General features: G+C 63.4%; 13 protein-coding genes, 1 pseudogene and 1 riboswitch. Of the genes and pseudogenes, 11 read left to right on the top strand and 3 right to left on the bottom strand.

Annotation, left to right across the window (positions count from 1 at the left end; all coding sequences use genetic code 11):
* Positions 1-71 precede the first annotated feature (71 nt).
* The 3 genes from aroC (at position 72) to M729_RS0133300 (ending at position 2,977) form a co-directional block, all read left to right on the top strand.
* Positions 72-1,181 (top strand): chorismate synthase, encoded by a 1,110-nt coding sequence (gene aroC / locus M729_RS0133310; protein ID WP_013532800.1) that lies wholly within the window; start codon positions 72-74, stop codon positions 1,179-1,181.
* 119 nt (positions 1,182-1,300) lie between these two features.
* Complete coding sequence (gene ribB / locus M729_RS0133305) at positions 1,301-2,401, top strand: 3,4-dihydroxy-2-butanone-4-phosphate synthase (protein ID WP_027164159.1); 1,101 nt, start codon at positions 1,301-1,303, stop codon at positions 2,399-2,401.
* Positions 2,402-2,434: 33 nt separating this feature from the next.
* On the top strand, positions 2,435-2,977 hold the full coding sequence (locus tag M729_RS0133300; RefSeq protein ID WP_027164158.1) for a GNAT family N-acetyltransferase: 543 nt from the start codon (positions 2,435-2,437) through the stop codon (positions 2,975-2,977).
* A 37-nt stretch (positions 2,978-3,014) separates the two neighbouring features.
* Here M729_RS0133300 and M729_RS0133295 read toward each other — a convergent pair whose 3' ends face one another.
* Complete coding sequence (locus M729_RS0133295; protein ID WP_027164157.1) at positions 3,015-4,238, bottom strand: MFS transporter; 1,224 nt, start codon at positions 4,236-4,238, stop codon at positions 3,015-3,017.
* A gap of 120 nt (positions 4,239-4,358) precedes the next feature.
* Here M729_RS0133295 and M729_RS0133290 point away from each other — a divergent pair, with 120 nt between their 5' ends.
* The gene (locus M729_RS0133290; protein WP_013532796.1) at positions 4,359-4,967 is read left to right on the top strand and encodes a TetR/AcrR family transcriptional regulator; all 609 of its coding nucleotides are present in this window, start codon (positions 4,359-4,361) and stop codon (positions 4,965-4,967) included.
* A 288-nt stretch (positions 4,968-5,255) separates the two neighbouring features.
* On the top strand, positions 5,256-6,239 hold the full coding sequence (locus M729_RS0133285; protein WP_027164156.1) for a hypothetical protein: 984 nt from the start codon (positions 5,256-5,258) through the stop codon (positions 6,237-6,239).
* A gap of 122 nt (positions 6,240-6,361) precedes the next feature.
* Here M729_RS0133285 and bluB read toward each other — a convergent pair.
* Positions 6,362-6,979, bottom strand: a pseudogene (gene bluB, locus M729_RS1000000139630) (5,6-dimethylbenzimidazole synthase); the annotation flags it as partial.
* Between the two features lie 110 nt (positions 6,980-7,089).
* A riboswitch (cobalamin riboswitch) is annotated at positions 7,090-7,270 on the bottom strand.
* A gap of 122 nt (positions 7,271-7,392) precedes the next feature.
* Here bluB and M729_RS0133275 point away from each other — a divergent pair.
* The 6 genes from M729_RS0133275 (at position 7,393) to M729_RS0133250 (ending at position 12,409) form a co-directional block, all read left to right on the top strand.
* Positions 7,393-8,319 carry a histone deacetylase family protein gene (locus M729_RS0133275; RefSeq protein WP_027164154.1) on the top strand — a complete coding sequence of 309 codons (927 nt, stop codon included), beginning with the start codon at positions 7,393-7,395 and terminating at the stop codon, positions 8,317-8,319.
* Between the two features lie 3 nt (positions 8,320-8,322).
* Positions 8,323-8,574, top strand: a complete 252-nt coding sequence (locus M729_RS0133270; protein ID WP_013532792.1) for an exodeoxyribonuclease VII small subunit — start codon at positions 8,323-8,325, stop codon at positions 8,572-8,574.
* Between the two features lie 110 nt (positions 8,575-8,684).
* On the top strand, positions 8,685-8,951 hold the full coding sequence (locus tag M729_RS0133265) for a DUF2277 domain-containing protein (RefSeq protein ID WP_013532791.1): 267 nt from the start codon (positions 8,685-8,687) through the stop codon (positions 8,949-8,951).
* 39 nt (positions 8,952-8,990) lie between these two features.
* Positions 8,991-9,911, top strand: coding sequence for a pirin family protein (locus tag M729_RS0133260; protein WP_013532790.1), 921 nt, complete (start codon positions 8,991-8,993; stop codon positions 9,909-9,911).
* A 142-nt stretch (positions 9,912-10,053) separates the two neighbouring features.
* Entirely contained in the window at positions 10,054-11,967 is a 1,914-nt protein-coding gene (dxs, locus tag M729_RS0133255; protein ID WP_024503605.1) for a 1-deoxy-D-xylulose-5-phosphate synthase, read from the top strand.
* A 148-nt stretch (positions 11,968-12,115) separates the two neighbouring features.
* A complete protein-coding gene (locus M729_RS0133250; RefSeq protein ID WP_027164153.1) occupies positions 12,116-12,409 on the top strand; it encodes a hypothetical protein in 294 nt (97 codons plus the stop codon).
* Between the two features lie 88 nt (positions 12,410-12,497).
* Here M729_RS0133250 and M729_RS01000000136390 read toward each other — a convergent pair whose 3' ends face one another.
* Entirely contained in the window at positions 12,498-13,625 is a 1,128-nt protein-coding gene (locus M729_RS01000000136390; protein ID WP_245267692.1) for a GNAT family N-acetyltransferase, read from the bottom strand.
* Positions 13,626-13,636 lie beyond the last annotated feature (11 nt).

The following is a 13,636-nucleotide window of genomic DNA, read 5'->3' as shown; positions in this document are numbered from 1 at the left end:
AGTTTGACCCCTGTGAAAAACGCCAATAGAACGCAATCTTCAGCCGGCTCCGATGCCGGGCAGGGTATTTCATGTCTCACAACACGTTCGGCCACCTTTTCCGCGTCACCACCTGGGGCGAAAGCCATGGCCCGTCGCTCGGCTGCGTGGTCGACGGCTGTCCGCCCGGCATCCGCTTTACGCGCGACGAGATCCAGGCCGAACTCGACAAGCGCCGTCCGGGACAGTCACGTTTCGTGACGCAGCGTCGCGAACCAGATGAAGTGAAGGTGCTGTCAGGTTTCATCCTCGACGAGGACGGCGAGACGATGATCACCACCGGCACGCCGGTGTCGATGCTGATCGAGAATGTCGACCAGCGTTCAAAGGATTATGGCGAGATCGCCCGCCAGTACCGGCCCGGCCATGCCGACTACACCTATGACGTCAAATACGGGGTGCGCGATTATCGTGGCGGCGGCCGCTCCTCGGCCCGCGAGACGGCAGCCAGAGTGGCGGCCGGTGCCTTGGCGCGCAAGGTGGTGCCCGGCGTGGTGGTGCGCGGTGCGCTGGTGTCGATGGGCGAGAAATCCATCGATCGCGCCAACTGGAACTGGAATTTCATCGGCGATGCGGAAAATCCGTTCTTCACCCCCGATCCGGCTTCCGTTCCTGTCTTCACGCAGTATCTCGACGGCATCCGCAAGGCGGGCTCCTCGGTCGGTGCGGTGATCGAGATCGTCGCCGACGGCGTTCCACCGGGCCTCGGCGCGCCGATCTATGCCAAGCTCGACCAGGACATCGCCTCCGGCCTGATGTCGATCAACGCGGTCAAGGGCGTCGAGATCGGCAACGGCTTCGAGGCCGCCCGCATCACCGGCGAGCAGAATGCCGACGAGATGCGCATCGGCAATGACGGCAAGCCGGTGTTCCTGTCCAACAATGCCGGCGGCATCCTCGGCGGCATCTCGACCGGCCAGGCAATCGTCGCCCGTTTCGCCGTCAAGCCGACCTCGTCGATCCTGACCCCGCGAAAGTCGATCGATAAGGACGGCAAGGACGTCGAGATCATGACCAAGGGCCGCCACGATCCATGCGTCGGCATCCGCGCCGTGCCGATCGGCGAGGCAATGGTTGCCTGTGCGATCGCCGATCATTATCTGCGGCATCGGGGACAGACGGGGAGGGGAATAGGGGAATAGGGGAATAGGGGAATAGGGGAATATGTTGCGCTCTTAGCCCGGCCGGCCAAATCTTTTTGCTTTTCCCTACTCCCTTACTGCCCTACTCCCTTATTCCCCTGCGAGCAAAGCGAGCACTTATGCCTTACGACCAGAAGAAAATCGTCGAAGCCCTGCGTGCTTTCGAACGCGGCGAGATCGTCGTCGTCATGGATGATGACGGACGCGAGAACGAGGGCGACCTGATCGTCGCCGCTGTCCACTGCACGCCCGAAAAGATGGCGTTCATCGTTCGCCACACCTCCGGCATCGTCTGTACGCCGATGCCGCGCGAAGAAGCCAGGCGGCTGAACCTTGCCCCCATGGTCGCCGACAACGATTCCGCCCACACCACCGCTTTCACCGTCAGCGTCGATTTCAAGCATGGCACCACGACCGGCATCTCGGCCGAAGATCGCACTTTGACCGTTCGCAATCTTGCCAACGGCAATGTCGGTGGCTCGGATTTCGTCCGGCCCGGCCACATCTTTCCGCTGATTGCGCGCGAAGGCGGCGTGCTGATGCGCTCAGGCCATACCGAAGCAGCGGTCGATCTGTGCAAGCTCGCCGGCCTGCCGCCGGTTGGCGTCATTTCCGAGCTGGTCAATGATGACGGCACCGTCAAGCGCGGTCCGCAGGTGCAGGCTTTCGCCGAGGAGCATGGCCTCAAGCAGGTTTCGGTCGCCGACCTCATCGCCTACCGGCAGCGCAAGGAAACGCTGGTCGAACGCGTCGCCTGCTCGGAAATCGACACGCTCGGCGGCAAGGCACAGGTCTTCACCTACACGCTGCCGTGGGACTCCATGCATCACGTCGCCATCGTCTTCGGCGACATTCGTGACGGCGAGGACGTGCCGGTGCGTCTGCATTCCGAGGATGTGGTGACCGATGTCTTCGGCACCAGCCACCGGCTCGACGCCATCATGAAGACAATGGGCGAGCGCAGGCGCGGTGTCATCGTCTATCTCAGAGAAGGCTCCGTCGGCGTTGCGCATCAGGAGCGCAAGCGGCCGGCAAGCGGCGACCGCGAGGATCACGAAGAGGCGCGCCGCCGCGAAAACGAGTGGCGCGAGATCGGGCTAGGCGCCCAGATCCTCAAGGATCTCGGCATCTCCTCGATCAACCTGATCGCCTCGCGCGAACGCCACTATGTCGGCCTCGAAGGTTTTGGCATCCACATCGCCAAGACGGAGATCCTCTGAGCCTCCCGCCGATCCGGTTGCCGGAGAAGACGGATGAATGCGTCTCTGCCTTCCAGCCAGCGCAGCGAGCGGCTTTTGCTGCGCCGCCCAGAAGAGGCTGATCTGGATTTCCTGATCGACCTCTTTTCGCGCCGGGAGCTTGTTGCTCATCGTCCGGACCCTGTCCCGGATACAGCCCAGCAGAGCGCCGCGCGGCTGACGCGCGACATCGGTCATTGGGACAAGCACGGCTTTGGCCGCTGGGCGGTCGAGGCGGACGAAAAGCTGGTCGGCTTCGGCGGCGTCACGGTATCGGCGGATTTCGACGGTCTGAACCTGTCCTATCATCTTCATCCGGCGAGCTGGGGACATGGCTATGCCACGGAATTGGTGACGGAAGCACTGCGCACCGCGTTCGGCCCCTTGCGTGCCGATCGGGTTGTCGGCCTCGTCCGCCCCGCCAATCCGGCTTCGCGACGGGTGCTGGAGAAATGTGGCTTCGTCTTCGAAAAAGAGGTGATGTTGCATGGGGCGCCAACGATAGTTTTGGCATTGGCGCACCCAAGAAGAGTCAATATTTCAGGCCCGGCCGCCTAGAGCGGCGCGCCCGGCCTAAGGCCCGGGCGCGCCGGAACTATTCCGCAGCAATCGCGGCTGCTTCGCATCCGTCCATCTCGCACTCAGCCGTGGCAAGGCTGCGCTGGCCAAGCAGCACCGTGGCCAGCGCGATCGTGCCTGAAGCCACAGAGACCCAGAACCCGTTCTGGGCACCGAACGCATCGACCACCGCGCCGGCCGCGAACGAGCCGAGCGCCATGCCGATGCCGATGCCGGTCATGACCCAGGTAATGCCTTCGGTCAGCATCGCCTCCGGCACATGCCGCTCGATCAGGCCGAAGGCGGTGATGAAGGTCGGCGAGATCGCCACGCCGCTGATGAACACAGTCAGCGCCAGCAGTGGCACGGTGTCGGCGGTGAGCGGCAACAGCGTGCCGAGCGCGACGAGGGCGACTGCGATGGCCAACTGGCGTTGCAGCGGCGCCTTCAGGCTGAGCGCGCCGACGATGATGCCGAGCACGAACGATCCCAGCGCGTAAACGCCGATGACAAGGCTGGCGGCGCCGGGCTGGCCAAGCTCCTTGGTGATCGCCACGGTGCTGACTTCCGTCGTCGCGAAGGTCGCGCCGATGAAGATCAGGGCGAAGGTGATGATCTGAACCGGCCGCAGGCGGATCGCCGAGCCGCTTGAGCCATGGTCCACCGGCCGCACTTGCGGCTCCGTCGAGCGTTGCAGGATGAAGGCCGCTGATCCGAATGCGAGAAATAATGTGCTCACCAGAACGCCGGCTTCCGGGAACAGGGCAGCACTGAGACCGACCGATAGCGATGCCCCGGCGATATAGACCAGTTCATCGGCCGCGGACTCGAAGGCGAATGCGGTGTTCATCTGCGGCCGTCCGCGGAAAATCTCTGTCCAGCGCGCCCGCACCATCGCCGGCATGCTTGGCATGGCCGCGGCCAGTAGGGCCGACACGAACAGCGTCCACACCGGCCAGTCCTGGTTGGCCGCCGCTATCAGGACGGCGAAAGCCAGCACCGCGATGATGGTGGTGGGCACGACGATCCGTGTCTGGCCCAGGCGGTCCACCAGTCTCGATATCTGCGGCGCAACGAAAGCGTTGGCCAGAGCGTATGTTGCCGAGACGGCTCCGGCCAGCCAGTATTCGCCACGCGTCTGCGACAGCATCGCCACGATGCCGATGGGCGCCATGGCGATCGGCAGGCGCGCCATGAATCCGGCGGCCGCAAAGCCCTTGGCTCCGGGGGCACGAAAGATTTCCGAATAGGGATTTTGCATGGGTGGTTCCTCGACAAAGGACGATTCGGCAATTACATACGAAGCGTATGATTGTTAAATAGAGCATACGCCGCGTATGTCAATTGGCATACGTTACGTATGTGAATAGGGCCAGAAGCCATGCACAGACCCCGCAAGGAGATGATCGCCGAGACGCGCGCAAAGCTGATCGCGGCGGCCCGCCATGCCTTCGGCACAACAGGCTATGCGGAAGCCTCGATGGATGATTTCACCGCTTCGGCCGGGCTGACGCGCGGCGCGCTCTATCATCATTTTGGCGACAAGAAGGGGCTGCTGCAGGCGGTCATAGCCCAGATCGACGGCGAGATGGCGGCGCGCATCAATGAGGTCGCGTCGAGAGCGCCGACCCGCTGGCAGCATTTCGTCGACGAGTGCTCGACCTATATCGAGATGGCGCTGGAGCCGGAAATCCAGCGCATCATGTTCCGGGATGGCCCGGCCGTGCTGGGGGATCCAGCGCAATGGCCGAATGCCAGTGCGTGCATCGTGTCAATGACCGACCATCTGACCGCGCTGCAGGAGGAGGGGGTCGTTGTCTCGAGCCTCGACCCCGAGACGGCCTCGCGACTGATCAACGGAGCGAGCAGCCAGGCAGCGCAACGGATCGCCAATTCGGACGACCCCGAAGCGACGTCCAAGAAGGTGGTGACGGCGTTCAAGCAACTGCTCGAAGGCCTGCTCAAGAAGCCGGATCCGCAGTCGAATTGAGTTCCCACCGGAGCTTTCGTGCCGGCATCTGTTCCCGATAGGAATTTTTTCTTGACACCTGCCCTCAGCTAAGGTACATATTCGTCCATGGTGCTGATTTGCGCCGGTGACCCGCCGCACAGGCGGGTTTTTCGTTTGATGCTCCGTCAGACAACGCGCCGGCGAAAGGCTGCGAAAGAAAACCGTTGCCCCGAATTCGTCGCGCTTCGGCGTCAGGGGCCGGCAATTGACAATCGCCGGGTTGAGTTCATCCTCTTCCACCATCTCTGAGGCGGAGATTCGGGGCACATGTGGGATTTCGAGATCGGCCGGTCGGTGTCCATCATGATGCGGACCTGGCCGTTCATCGTCTTTCGTATGATCGTCTATTTCGGCATCACGCTGGCCTACATCATGGCGACCGGCACCGGTGCCTCGGTCGGCTATGGTGTCGGCCATATCTCCACCGATCCCGACGGGCCCATGTCCTTTGCCCTGTGGGGCGGCGTGGTCGGGTTTGGCATCGTCTCGATCGCGGTCTACTGGATCCGCGAATACATCCTCTATATCGTCAAGGCCGGCCACATCGCCGTCATGGTTCATCTGATCGACGGCCGCGACATTCCCGGCGGTCAGGACCAGATCGCCTACGCCAGGGATGTCGTGACCCAGCGTTTTGCCGAGGCCAATATCCTTTTCGTCGTCGACCAACTCGTCAAGGGTGCCATCCGCGCCATCACCGGCCTGCTCGGCGGTATCGCCGCCTTCCTGCCGATACCGGGCCTGAGCGGCCTGGTCTCCTTCATCAACACGGTGATCCGCCTGTCGCTGACCTATGTCGACGAGATCATCCTCGGCTACAACATCCGCATCAATTCAGCCTCACCCTTCGAGACGGCGCGCCAAGGCGTCGTGCTCTATGCCCAGAACGGCAAGGTCATGGTCAAGAACGCCGTCTGGCTGGCGGTCATCATGTGGGGCGTGTCGTTCGTCATCTTTCTGATGATGCTGGCGCCTGCCGGCGCCATTCTGTTCCTGATGCCCGGCCAGCTCGCCGGCTGGGCCTTCGTGCTCGCCATCGTCTTCGCCTGGGCGTTCAAGGCGGCCTTCATCGAGCCTTTCGCCATCGCTTGCCTGATGCAGGTCTATTTCAAGACCATCGCGGGCCAGATGCCGGATCCGGCCTGGGACGCCCGGTTGGCCGAGGCGTCGTCGAAGTTCAGGGAGCTCAAGGACAAGGCGCTCGCCTCCTTCGGCGGTTCGCGCTGGGGTACGGCCGGCGCCACACCCTGATCGGCCGGGCAGGTGGTGTCTGGTGAGGCAGAAACGGTGTTGAGGCGCGCCACGGTGGACTTCAGCTGTGTCTCGCCTTGCCCGGAAAACGTCTCGCTCATGATCAGTTCCGGCAGCGGCAGCCGCCGTCCCCAACCATGCGTTTCAAGGTCCGGTTTGGAAGCGAACTCGGAAACACGGCCGACGCAGAGATAGGCGATTGGCGTTACGTGATCCGGAATGGCCAACAGCCGCTTCAGCGCCTCAGCCTCGATGATGCTCACCCAGCCGACGCCAACGCCCTCGGCACGCGCGGCCAGCCACAAATTCTGCACTGCGCAGACGGTGCTGTAGAGATCCATCTCCGGATTGTGCCAGCGTCCCAGCGGCGAACCTTTCGAGCGCTGCCGGTCGCAAGTGATGCAGATGTTGAGCGCGCTTTCGCAGATGCCTTCCAGCTTGAGCTTGCGGTACAGCGCCTGTTTTTCCGCCTCGATCGCCGGCAGTTCCTGCTCGCGCGCGGCCAGGAACAGGTCGCGCACCTCCGCCCGTCGTCCGGCATCGCGAATGACAATGAAATTCCATGGCTGCATGAAGCCGACCGATGGCGCGTGATGGGCGGCAAGCAGCAGCCGCGCCAGCACGTCGTCATCGATCGCGGTGGGCAGGAAATGGCTGCGCACGTCGCGCCGCGTGAACATGGCGCGATAGACCGCATCGCGCGCATTCTGGTCAAATCCATCGTCAATGGCAGCGGTCATATGTTCCGGCATCGCTTGTCCCCTTGCGATTGCAGATTCAAAACGGTCAGAGCGTACGTTGTGCGTCCAAATGGACGCACGTCGCTCTGATGTCATCCGCCTGACCATGCGGATGACGATGCCTGCCAGGCCGGTCTTCTGGCTTGGGATCAACCCGCGTCCGGTGCCTTCCCGTCATCGACAGTGGCATTTACCGGCGCGGTCCCCCTCACAGCGTTGGGCACGCCACGGAATTCAACCGTGTTCCCGATTCTCCCGCTTGCGGCGGGCACCAGGCAGTACCCAGGGACCTTACGCCGAAGCGCCGGCGAGGCCAATGCCCGCGGCGACGCGAATGGACGCAGGCGCGATTTTCCCCAGTCATCGGCCGCCCGTGCATGGCCTTTGTCGATCCGGGTCACTAGATTAGGACGATGACCACCCGTCTCTACACGCATCCGATCTTCCTCGAGCATCTCACGCCGCCCGGACATCCCGAGCGGCCCGACCGCCTGCGTGCCATCGAGCGCGTGCTCGATGAGGAAGCCTTTGCCGGGCTCGATCGTATCCAGGCGCCGGAAGGCGACGAGGCCACCATCCTCTACGCGCATCCTGCCGATTTCGTCGCCCGCGTGCGCGCCGCCATTCCCGACGAGGGGATTACCCGCATCGATGCCGACACCACTGCCAGTCCGAAGAGCTGGCAAGCGGCGATCACCGCGATCGGCGCCGCCAACGCCGCCGTCGATGATGTCTTTTCGGGCCGCGCCGACAACGTCTTCGTCGCCGCCCGGCCGCCCGGCCATCATGCCGAAAAGACCACGGCCATGGGCTTCTGCCTGTTCAACACGGCGGCGATCGCGGCGCGTTATGCGCAGAAGAAACACGGTGTCGAGCGCGTTGCCATCGTCGACTGGGACGTGCATCACGGCAATGGCACGCAGGATATTTTCTGGGACGATCCCTCGGTGCTCTATTGCTCGACACACCAGATGCCGCTTTATCCCGGCACCGGAGCGAAGACCGAAACGGGCGCCGGCAACATCGTCAACGCACCGCTGGCGCCGCAGACCGGCAGCGAGGTGTTTCGCGATGCCTTCCTGTCGCGCGTCCTGCCCGCGCTCGACAATTTCGCGCCCGACCTGATCATCATTTCGGCTGGGTTCGACGCGCACCATCGCGATCCGCTGGCCGAGATCAATCTGACCGAGGATGATTTCGATTGGGCGACCGGCCAGCTGATGCAGCGCGCGGCACGCCACAGCGGCAACCGGCTCGTCAGCCTGCTCGAGGGCGGCTACGATCTGCAGGGATTGGCATTTTCGGTCGCCGCCCATGTCGGGCGACTGATGAAAGGATGAACGATGGCTGGTGAGACCAACGAAGACGTCAAGGCGATGAGCTTCGAGCAGGCACTCGATGCGCTGGAGAAGATCGTCGATGATCTGGAGCGTGGCGACGTGCCGCTCGACCAGTCGATCAGGATCTATGAACGTGGCGAGGCGCTGAAGGCGCATTGCGACCGGCTGCTGAAGGCCGCCGAGGACAAGGTCGAGAAGATCAGGCTGTCGCGCGACGGCAAGCCGGTTGGAACGGAGCCGCTCGACGCGGATTAAGGCCGGTCCGAACGATGGCCTCGCCTCACCGGTTTTTGGACATGATCATGATCGAGGCTATAACTTGTTCCGATTGAAACAGCTCAAGGACAAGAGGAGATACGGAAGCGATGTGCAGAAACATCAAGACCCTGTTCAATTTTGATCCGCCGGCAACCAATGACGAGGTGCGCGACGCGGCCCTTCAGTTCGTCCGCAAGCTGAGCGGAACGACGCGACCCTCGAAGCAGAACCAGCACGCCTTCGATCATGCCGTCGACGCCATCGCGGCCTCGGCGCGCGAACTGCTCGATTCCCTGGAAACCCATCAGCATCCGCGCAATCGCGAAGAGGTGGCGGCCAAGCTGCGGGCAAAGGCGGCCATCCGCTTTGCCTGATGCGGCCAGGCGCCCTTCGACCACCGACAAGGAGAGTCCATGAGCTTCTTCCCCGGGAAAGACCCTGAGGTGGGCGATGCGTTCGCCAGCGATCAGATCGAATTGATGGTCGTTCCGAACGCCAAGGACATCGGTGGTTTTCAGGTGCGCCGTGCCCTGCCAACGGCAAAAAGGCGGCTGGTCGGTCCGTTCATCTTCTTCGACCGCATGGGTCCCGCGATCCTGCGGGCCGGCCAGGCGCTGGACGTCCGTCCGCATCCGCATATCGGACTGTCGACGGTCACCTATCTGTTCGACGGCAAGATCCGGCACCGCGACTCCCTCGGCACCGAAATGGTCATTCAGCCCGGCGACGTGAATTTGATGACCGCCGGCCGCGGCATCGTCCATTCGGAGCGTACGCCGGAGGAACTGCGTGGCGCGCCGATGTCGGTATCCGGCCTGCAGACATGGCTGGCGCTGCCGGACGACAAGGAAGAGGTGGCTCCTGTGTTCGAGAACACAGGAGCGCTCAGGCTTCCCGAGATTGATGCCGAAGGCGTCAACGGGCGCCTCATCATCGGCGATTTCCAAGGATTACGGTCCCCGGTCAGGGCCGATTCGGAGACGCTCTACGCCGACCTGCGCCTGGCGCCCGGCGCCAGCGTGAAAATCCCTGCCGATGCGGAAGAGCGCGCCATTTACACGCTGGAAGGCGAGGTCTCGATTTCGGGCGATGTGTTCCCAGCCGAACGGCTGCTGGTGTTCCGTCCCGGTGACGAGATCGTCGTGTCGTCGCAGACCGGGGCGCATTTCATGCTGTTCGGCGGCGCCTCTCTTGGTTCGAAGCGTTACATCTGGTGGAATTTCGTCTCGTCGTCGAAAGAGCGTATCGAACAGGCGAAAGAGGAATGGAAGACAGGCCGCTTCGACATCGTTCCAGGAGACGAGGAAGAGTTCATTCCGCTGCCGGAAAGCTGATGCCTTTCGCCCAAAGTGGCCCGGTTTTGGGGAAACGACCTGCATAGAAGCAAAAGACCACAGTCTGATCCGCGTCACTGACACGCATTTACTTTCGCCGGCCGGCGGCCTATTTCGCCCATCAACCGAAAGCCTGAGCACCGTGAACGCAACGCCGCATACGCCGCTTCTCGACAAGGCCCGCATCCCGGCCGACCTGCGCATGCTTGCCGAGAGTGAGCTGCCGCAACTGGCGTCCGAGCTTCGCGCCGAGCTGGTCGACGCGGTATCCCGCACGGGTGGTCATCTGGGCGCCGGCCTTGGCGTGGTCGAGCTGACGGTGGCGCTGCACTATGTCTTCAACACCCCCGATGATCGGCTGATCTGGGATGTCGGCCACCAAGCCTATCCGCACAAGATCCTGACCGGCCGCCGCGACCGTATCCGCACGCTGCGCCAGGAAGGCGGCCTATCCGGCTTCACCCGCCGCGCCGAGAGCGAGTACGATCCCTTCGGCGCAGCCCACTCCTCGACATCGATATCGGCCGGCCTCGGCATGGCCGCGGCCCGCGATCTCTCCGGCGGCCGCAACAATGTCATCGCCGTCATCGGCGACGGCGCCATGTCTGCCGGCATGGCCTACGAGGCGATGAACAATGCCGGCGCGCTCGATGCACGGCTGATCGTCATTCTCAACGACAACGACATGTCGATCGCGCCGCCAACCGGCGCCATGAGCGCCTATCTGGCGCGGCTGGCCTCCGGCAAGGCCTATATCGGCCTGCGCGATTTCGGCAAAAAACTGACGTCTTATCTCGGCAAGCGTGCGGATCGTGCGATCACAAGGGCGGTCGAGCATGCACGCGGCTACGTCACCGGCGGCACGCTGTTCGAGGAACTCGGCTTCTATCACATCGGCCCGATCGACGGCCACAATCTGGAACATCTGATCCCGGTCCTGAAAAATGTCCGAGACAATGGCGAAGGCCCGGTGCTCATCCATGTCGTCACCCAGAAGGGCAAGGGCTATGCGCCGGCGGAAGCCGCCGCCGACAAATATCACGGCGTCAACAAGTTCGACGTCATCACCGGCGCGCAGGCCAAGGCGCCGGCCAACGCACCGGCCTACACCAAGGTGTTCGCCGAAAGCCTGGTCCAGGAGGGCCGCGAGGACGACCGCATCGTCGCCGTCACCGCAGCCATGCCGAGCGGTACCGGCCTCGACCTGTTCGGCGAAGCGTTCCCGTCGAGGACCTTCGATGTCGGCATCGCCGAACAGCACGCGGTGACCTTCGCCGCCGGCCTCGCCACCGAAGGCTACAAGCCGTTCGCGGCCATCTATTCCACCTTCCTGCAGCGCGCCTACGACCAGGTCGTCCACGACGTCGCCATCCAGAAATTACCGGTGCGCTTTCCCATCGACCGCGCCGGCTTCGTCGGCGCCGATGGCGCCACCCATTGCGGCGCCTTCGACACCACCTTCCTGGCGACACTGCCGGGCTTCGTGGTGATGGCGGCGGCCGACGAGGCGGAGCTGCGCCACATGGTACGCACCGCGGCAAGCTATGATGACGGCCCGATCGCCTTTCGCTATCCGCGCGGCAATGGCGTTGGCGTCGACATGCCGGAGCGTGGCTCCGTGCTCGAAATCGGCAAGGGCCGCATCGTCAGGGAGGGCACCAAGGTAGCATTGCTGTCCTTCGGCACACGGCTGCAGGATTGCCTGATCGCCGCCGAGGAGCTAGGGGCTGCCGGGCTTTCCACCACGGTCGCCGACGCCCGTTTCGCCAAGCCGCTCGACGAGGATCTGATCCGGCGGCTGGCCCGCTCGCATGAGGTTCTGGTGACGGTGGAGGAGGGCGCCGTCGGCGGCTTCGCCAGCCATGTGCTGCAGTTCCTCGCCCATGAAGGCCTGCTGGAAAGCGGCCTGAAGGTGCGCCCGCTGGTGCTGCCCGACGTGTTTACCGACCACGCCAAGCCGGAAAAGATGTATGCCGATGCCGGGCTCGATGCTGCCGGCATCGTGCGCACCGTGTTCGTCGCGCTCGGGCATACGGTTCGCGCCCAGCGCGCCTGAATCAAAGTCTCAGTGACTTGAATCAGTTTGCCGGCCAACGTTCTTAACGCGTTGTTTACGCTGCCGTTTGGCGCTTTGCTTACCGTGTCTCTTGGCCGTTTTTCAACGGCGCCCTGCTAGATCGTGATCAGGCAGGGAGACAGCAACAATGAAAACGCTTCTGTGGGGCGCAGCGCTTTGCGGCGTCGTCGTCGCGCCGGCCACAGCCGAAACGCGCTATGATCGCAGCCTCGAAAAGGCGGCCATGGGCATCGTCGCCGGCAAGATGGGCGACATCCGCGGCGGCTTTTCCTTCAAGCAGGTGCCGCAACTGGTGGTTCTGCCGGCCCCCGTTCCCGCACCTGCGGTTGCCATCGAGCCTTCACGCGAGCAAGCGTCGGGAGGGCGTGCGGATGGGTTGTCTCCGGCCGTCGAGCGCCCGGTTTCGCGAAGCGTATTCTGAGCTAGAGACCAGCAAGCCCTGATCGGGATTGCCCGATCGTTTCATCGTGCTTTGCCGCTGTGCGGGTGATCTAAAGGCGTCGGCACTGCTACTCCGCCGCCACCAGCTCCGCTTGTTGCGCCGGTTTCTCGGGGCGCCAGGATTGCGCCGCGTGGCGGGCGCGGTCTGCCAGGGCGGCAAGGCGTCCGCGCAGGTTTCGTCCACCCACCACTGACGACAAGATCACCGAATGCGTCGCAAAGCGGCGCTTGAAATCCTCGCCGCCGCAGAGAAAATCGATCGTGGTCAAGCCCCTGTCGAACGACCACTGGATGTAATCCATCATCAAGACCATGCCCGGCGAGGCCCGTTCGAAGGCCGGATCATAGGTGGTGACGAAAGCCATCATCGTTCCATGCTGCTCGAAATTGATCGATATGGCGATGATCTCGTCTTCGCGTTCGAGCACGAAGATGCGCAGCAACCCAAGCCCGGCCAGAACCGAGATCAGTGCCGGCAGCGCGGGGGAACCTTCGTCGAACAGGTCCGAAACGCGGCCGTGTTTTGCGAGCCATAGCCGCTTCAGCGCGGCGACGCGTTCCAGCACCGGCTCGCGGGCTTCGTGCGCATCCATCAGGCGGAAACGCAGCGCGCCGCCTTCCTCCATGAATTTGTAACCACGGCGATAGTTTTGCCGGGTTTTCTTCGACTGGCTTTCAAACCATTGTGCGCCGCGTTGTCCGGCGCTGGAAACTCGGTAGCTGACCTCGCTGCGGTGGCTCGGCTGCAAAATGCTGCCCTGGCCTGGGGCGGCGGGACCAAGCAGGGTCCGGAATCGAGCATCGGGCAACAGCCGATTGAGATACGCAAGATCGAAGCCGCCATCGTCGAGGATATGTTGCCAGAGTTGCGGCAGGATCTGTGGCTCTGCATCGGGAGCAAGCAGGACATCGCCATAGTCGCAGTGATCCTTCGCCGCCCATTCCAGCATACGGATGCCCGAGCGCCAGAAGGTCGCGAGCGCAATGACCGCCTCGAGGCGCTCGCCGCTCCAGACCAGGCCGATCCTGAGGCCGCGGCGGTCCTGATGCGGTGTGGTGTGCCACCAGGCCGAGATCCAGTCGGGATGCTGGAAAACGAGGCCGCCGGCGCGTTGCCAGAGCGCTGCCCAGGCGGGCGCGATTTCTGCCAGTCGCTCTGGCGAGGTTGCAATTTCGATCCGGTGCGCTTGCTGCATCCGGAACACGG

It is taken from the genome of Mesorhizobium sp. WSM1293, assembly GCF_000513875.1.
Classification (GTDB): Bacteria; Pseudomonadota; Alphaproteobacteria; order Rhizobiales; family Rhizobiaceae; genus Mesorhizobium; species Mesorhizobium ciceri.
Note: the sequence above shows the minus strand (reverse complement) of the source record. Positions and strands in the feature narration are given on the sequence as shown.

Coding starts and splice junctions, on each gene's coding strand:
- M729_RS01000000136390 (WP_245267692.1), bottom strand. CDS start 13,625: ATGCAGCAAGCGCACCGGATCGAAATTGCAACCTCGCCAGAGCGACTG.
- M729_RS0133260 (WP_013532790.1), top strand. CDS start 8,991: ATGAGCTTCTTCCCCGGGAAAGACCCTGAGGTGGGCGATGCGTTCGCC.
- M729_RS0133275 (WP_027164154.1), top strand. CDS start 7,393: ATGACCACCCGTCTCTACACGCATCCGATCTTCCTCGAGCATCTCACG.
- M729_RS0133285 (WP_027164156.1), top strand. CDS start 5,256: ATGTGGGATTTCGAGATCGGCCGGTCGGTGTCCATCATGATGCGGACC.
- M729_RS0133250 (WP_027164153.1), top strand. CDS start 12,116: ATGAAAACGCTTCTGTGGGGCGCAGCGCTTTGCGGCGTCGTCGTCGCG.
- ribB (WP_027164159.1), top strand. CDS start 1,301: ATGCCTTACGACCAGAAGAAAATCGTCGAAGCCCTGCGTGCTTTCGAA.
- M729_RS0133265 (WP_013532791.1), top strand. CDS start 8,685: ATGTGCAGAAACATCAAGACCCTGTTCAATTTTGATCCGCCGGCAACC.
- aroC (WP_013532800.1), top strand. CDS start 72: ATGTCTCACAACACGTTCGGCCACCTTTTCCGCGTCACCACCTGGGGC.
- M729_RS0133300 (WP_027164158.1), top strand. CDS start 2,435: ATGAATGCGTCTCTGCCTTCCAGCCAGCGCAGCGAGCGGCTTTTGCTG.
- M729_RS0133270 (WP_013532792.1), top strand. CDS start 8,323: ATGGCTGGTGAGACCAACGAAGACGTCAAGGCGATGAGCTTCGAGCAG.
- M729_RS0133290 (WP_013532796.1), top strand. CDS start 4,359: ATGCACAGACCCCGCAAGGAGATGATCGCCGAGACGCGCGCAAAGCTG.
- M729_RS0133295 (WP_027164157.1), bottom strand. CDS start 4,238: ATGCAAAATCCCTATTCGGAAATCTTTCGTGCCCCCGGAGCCAAGGGC.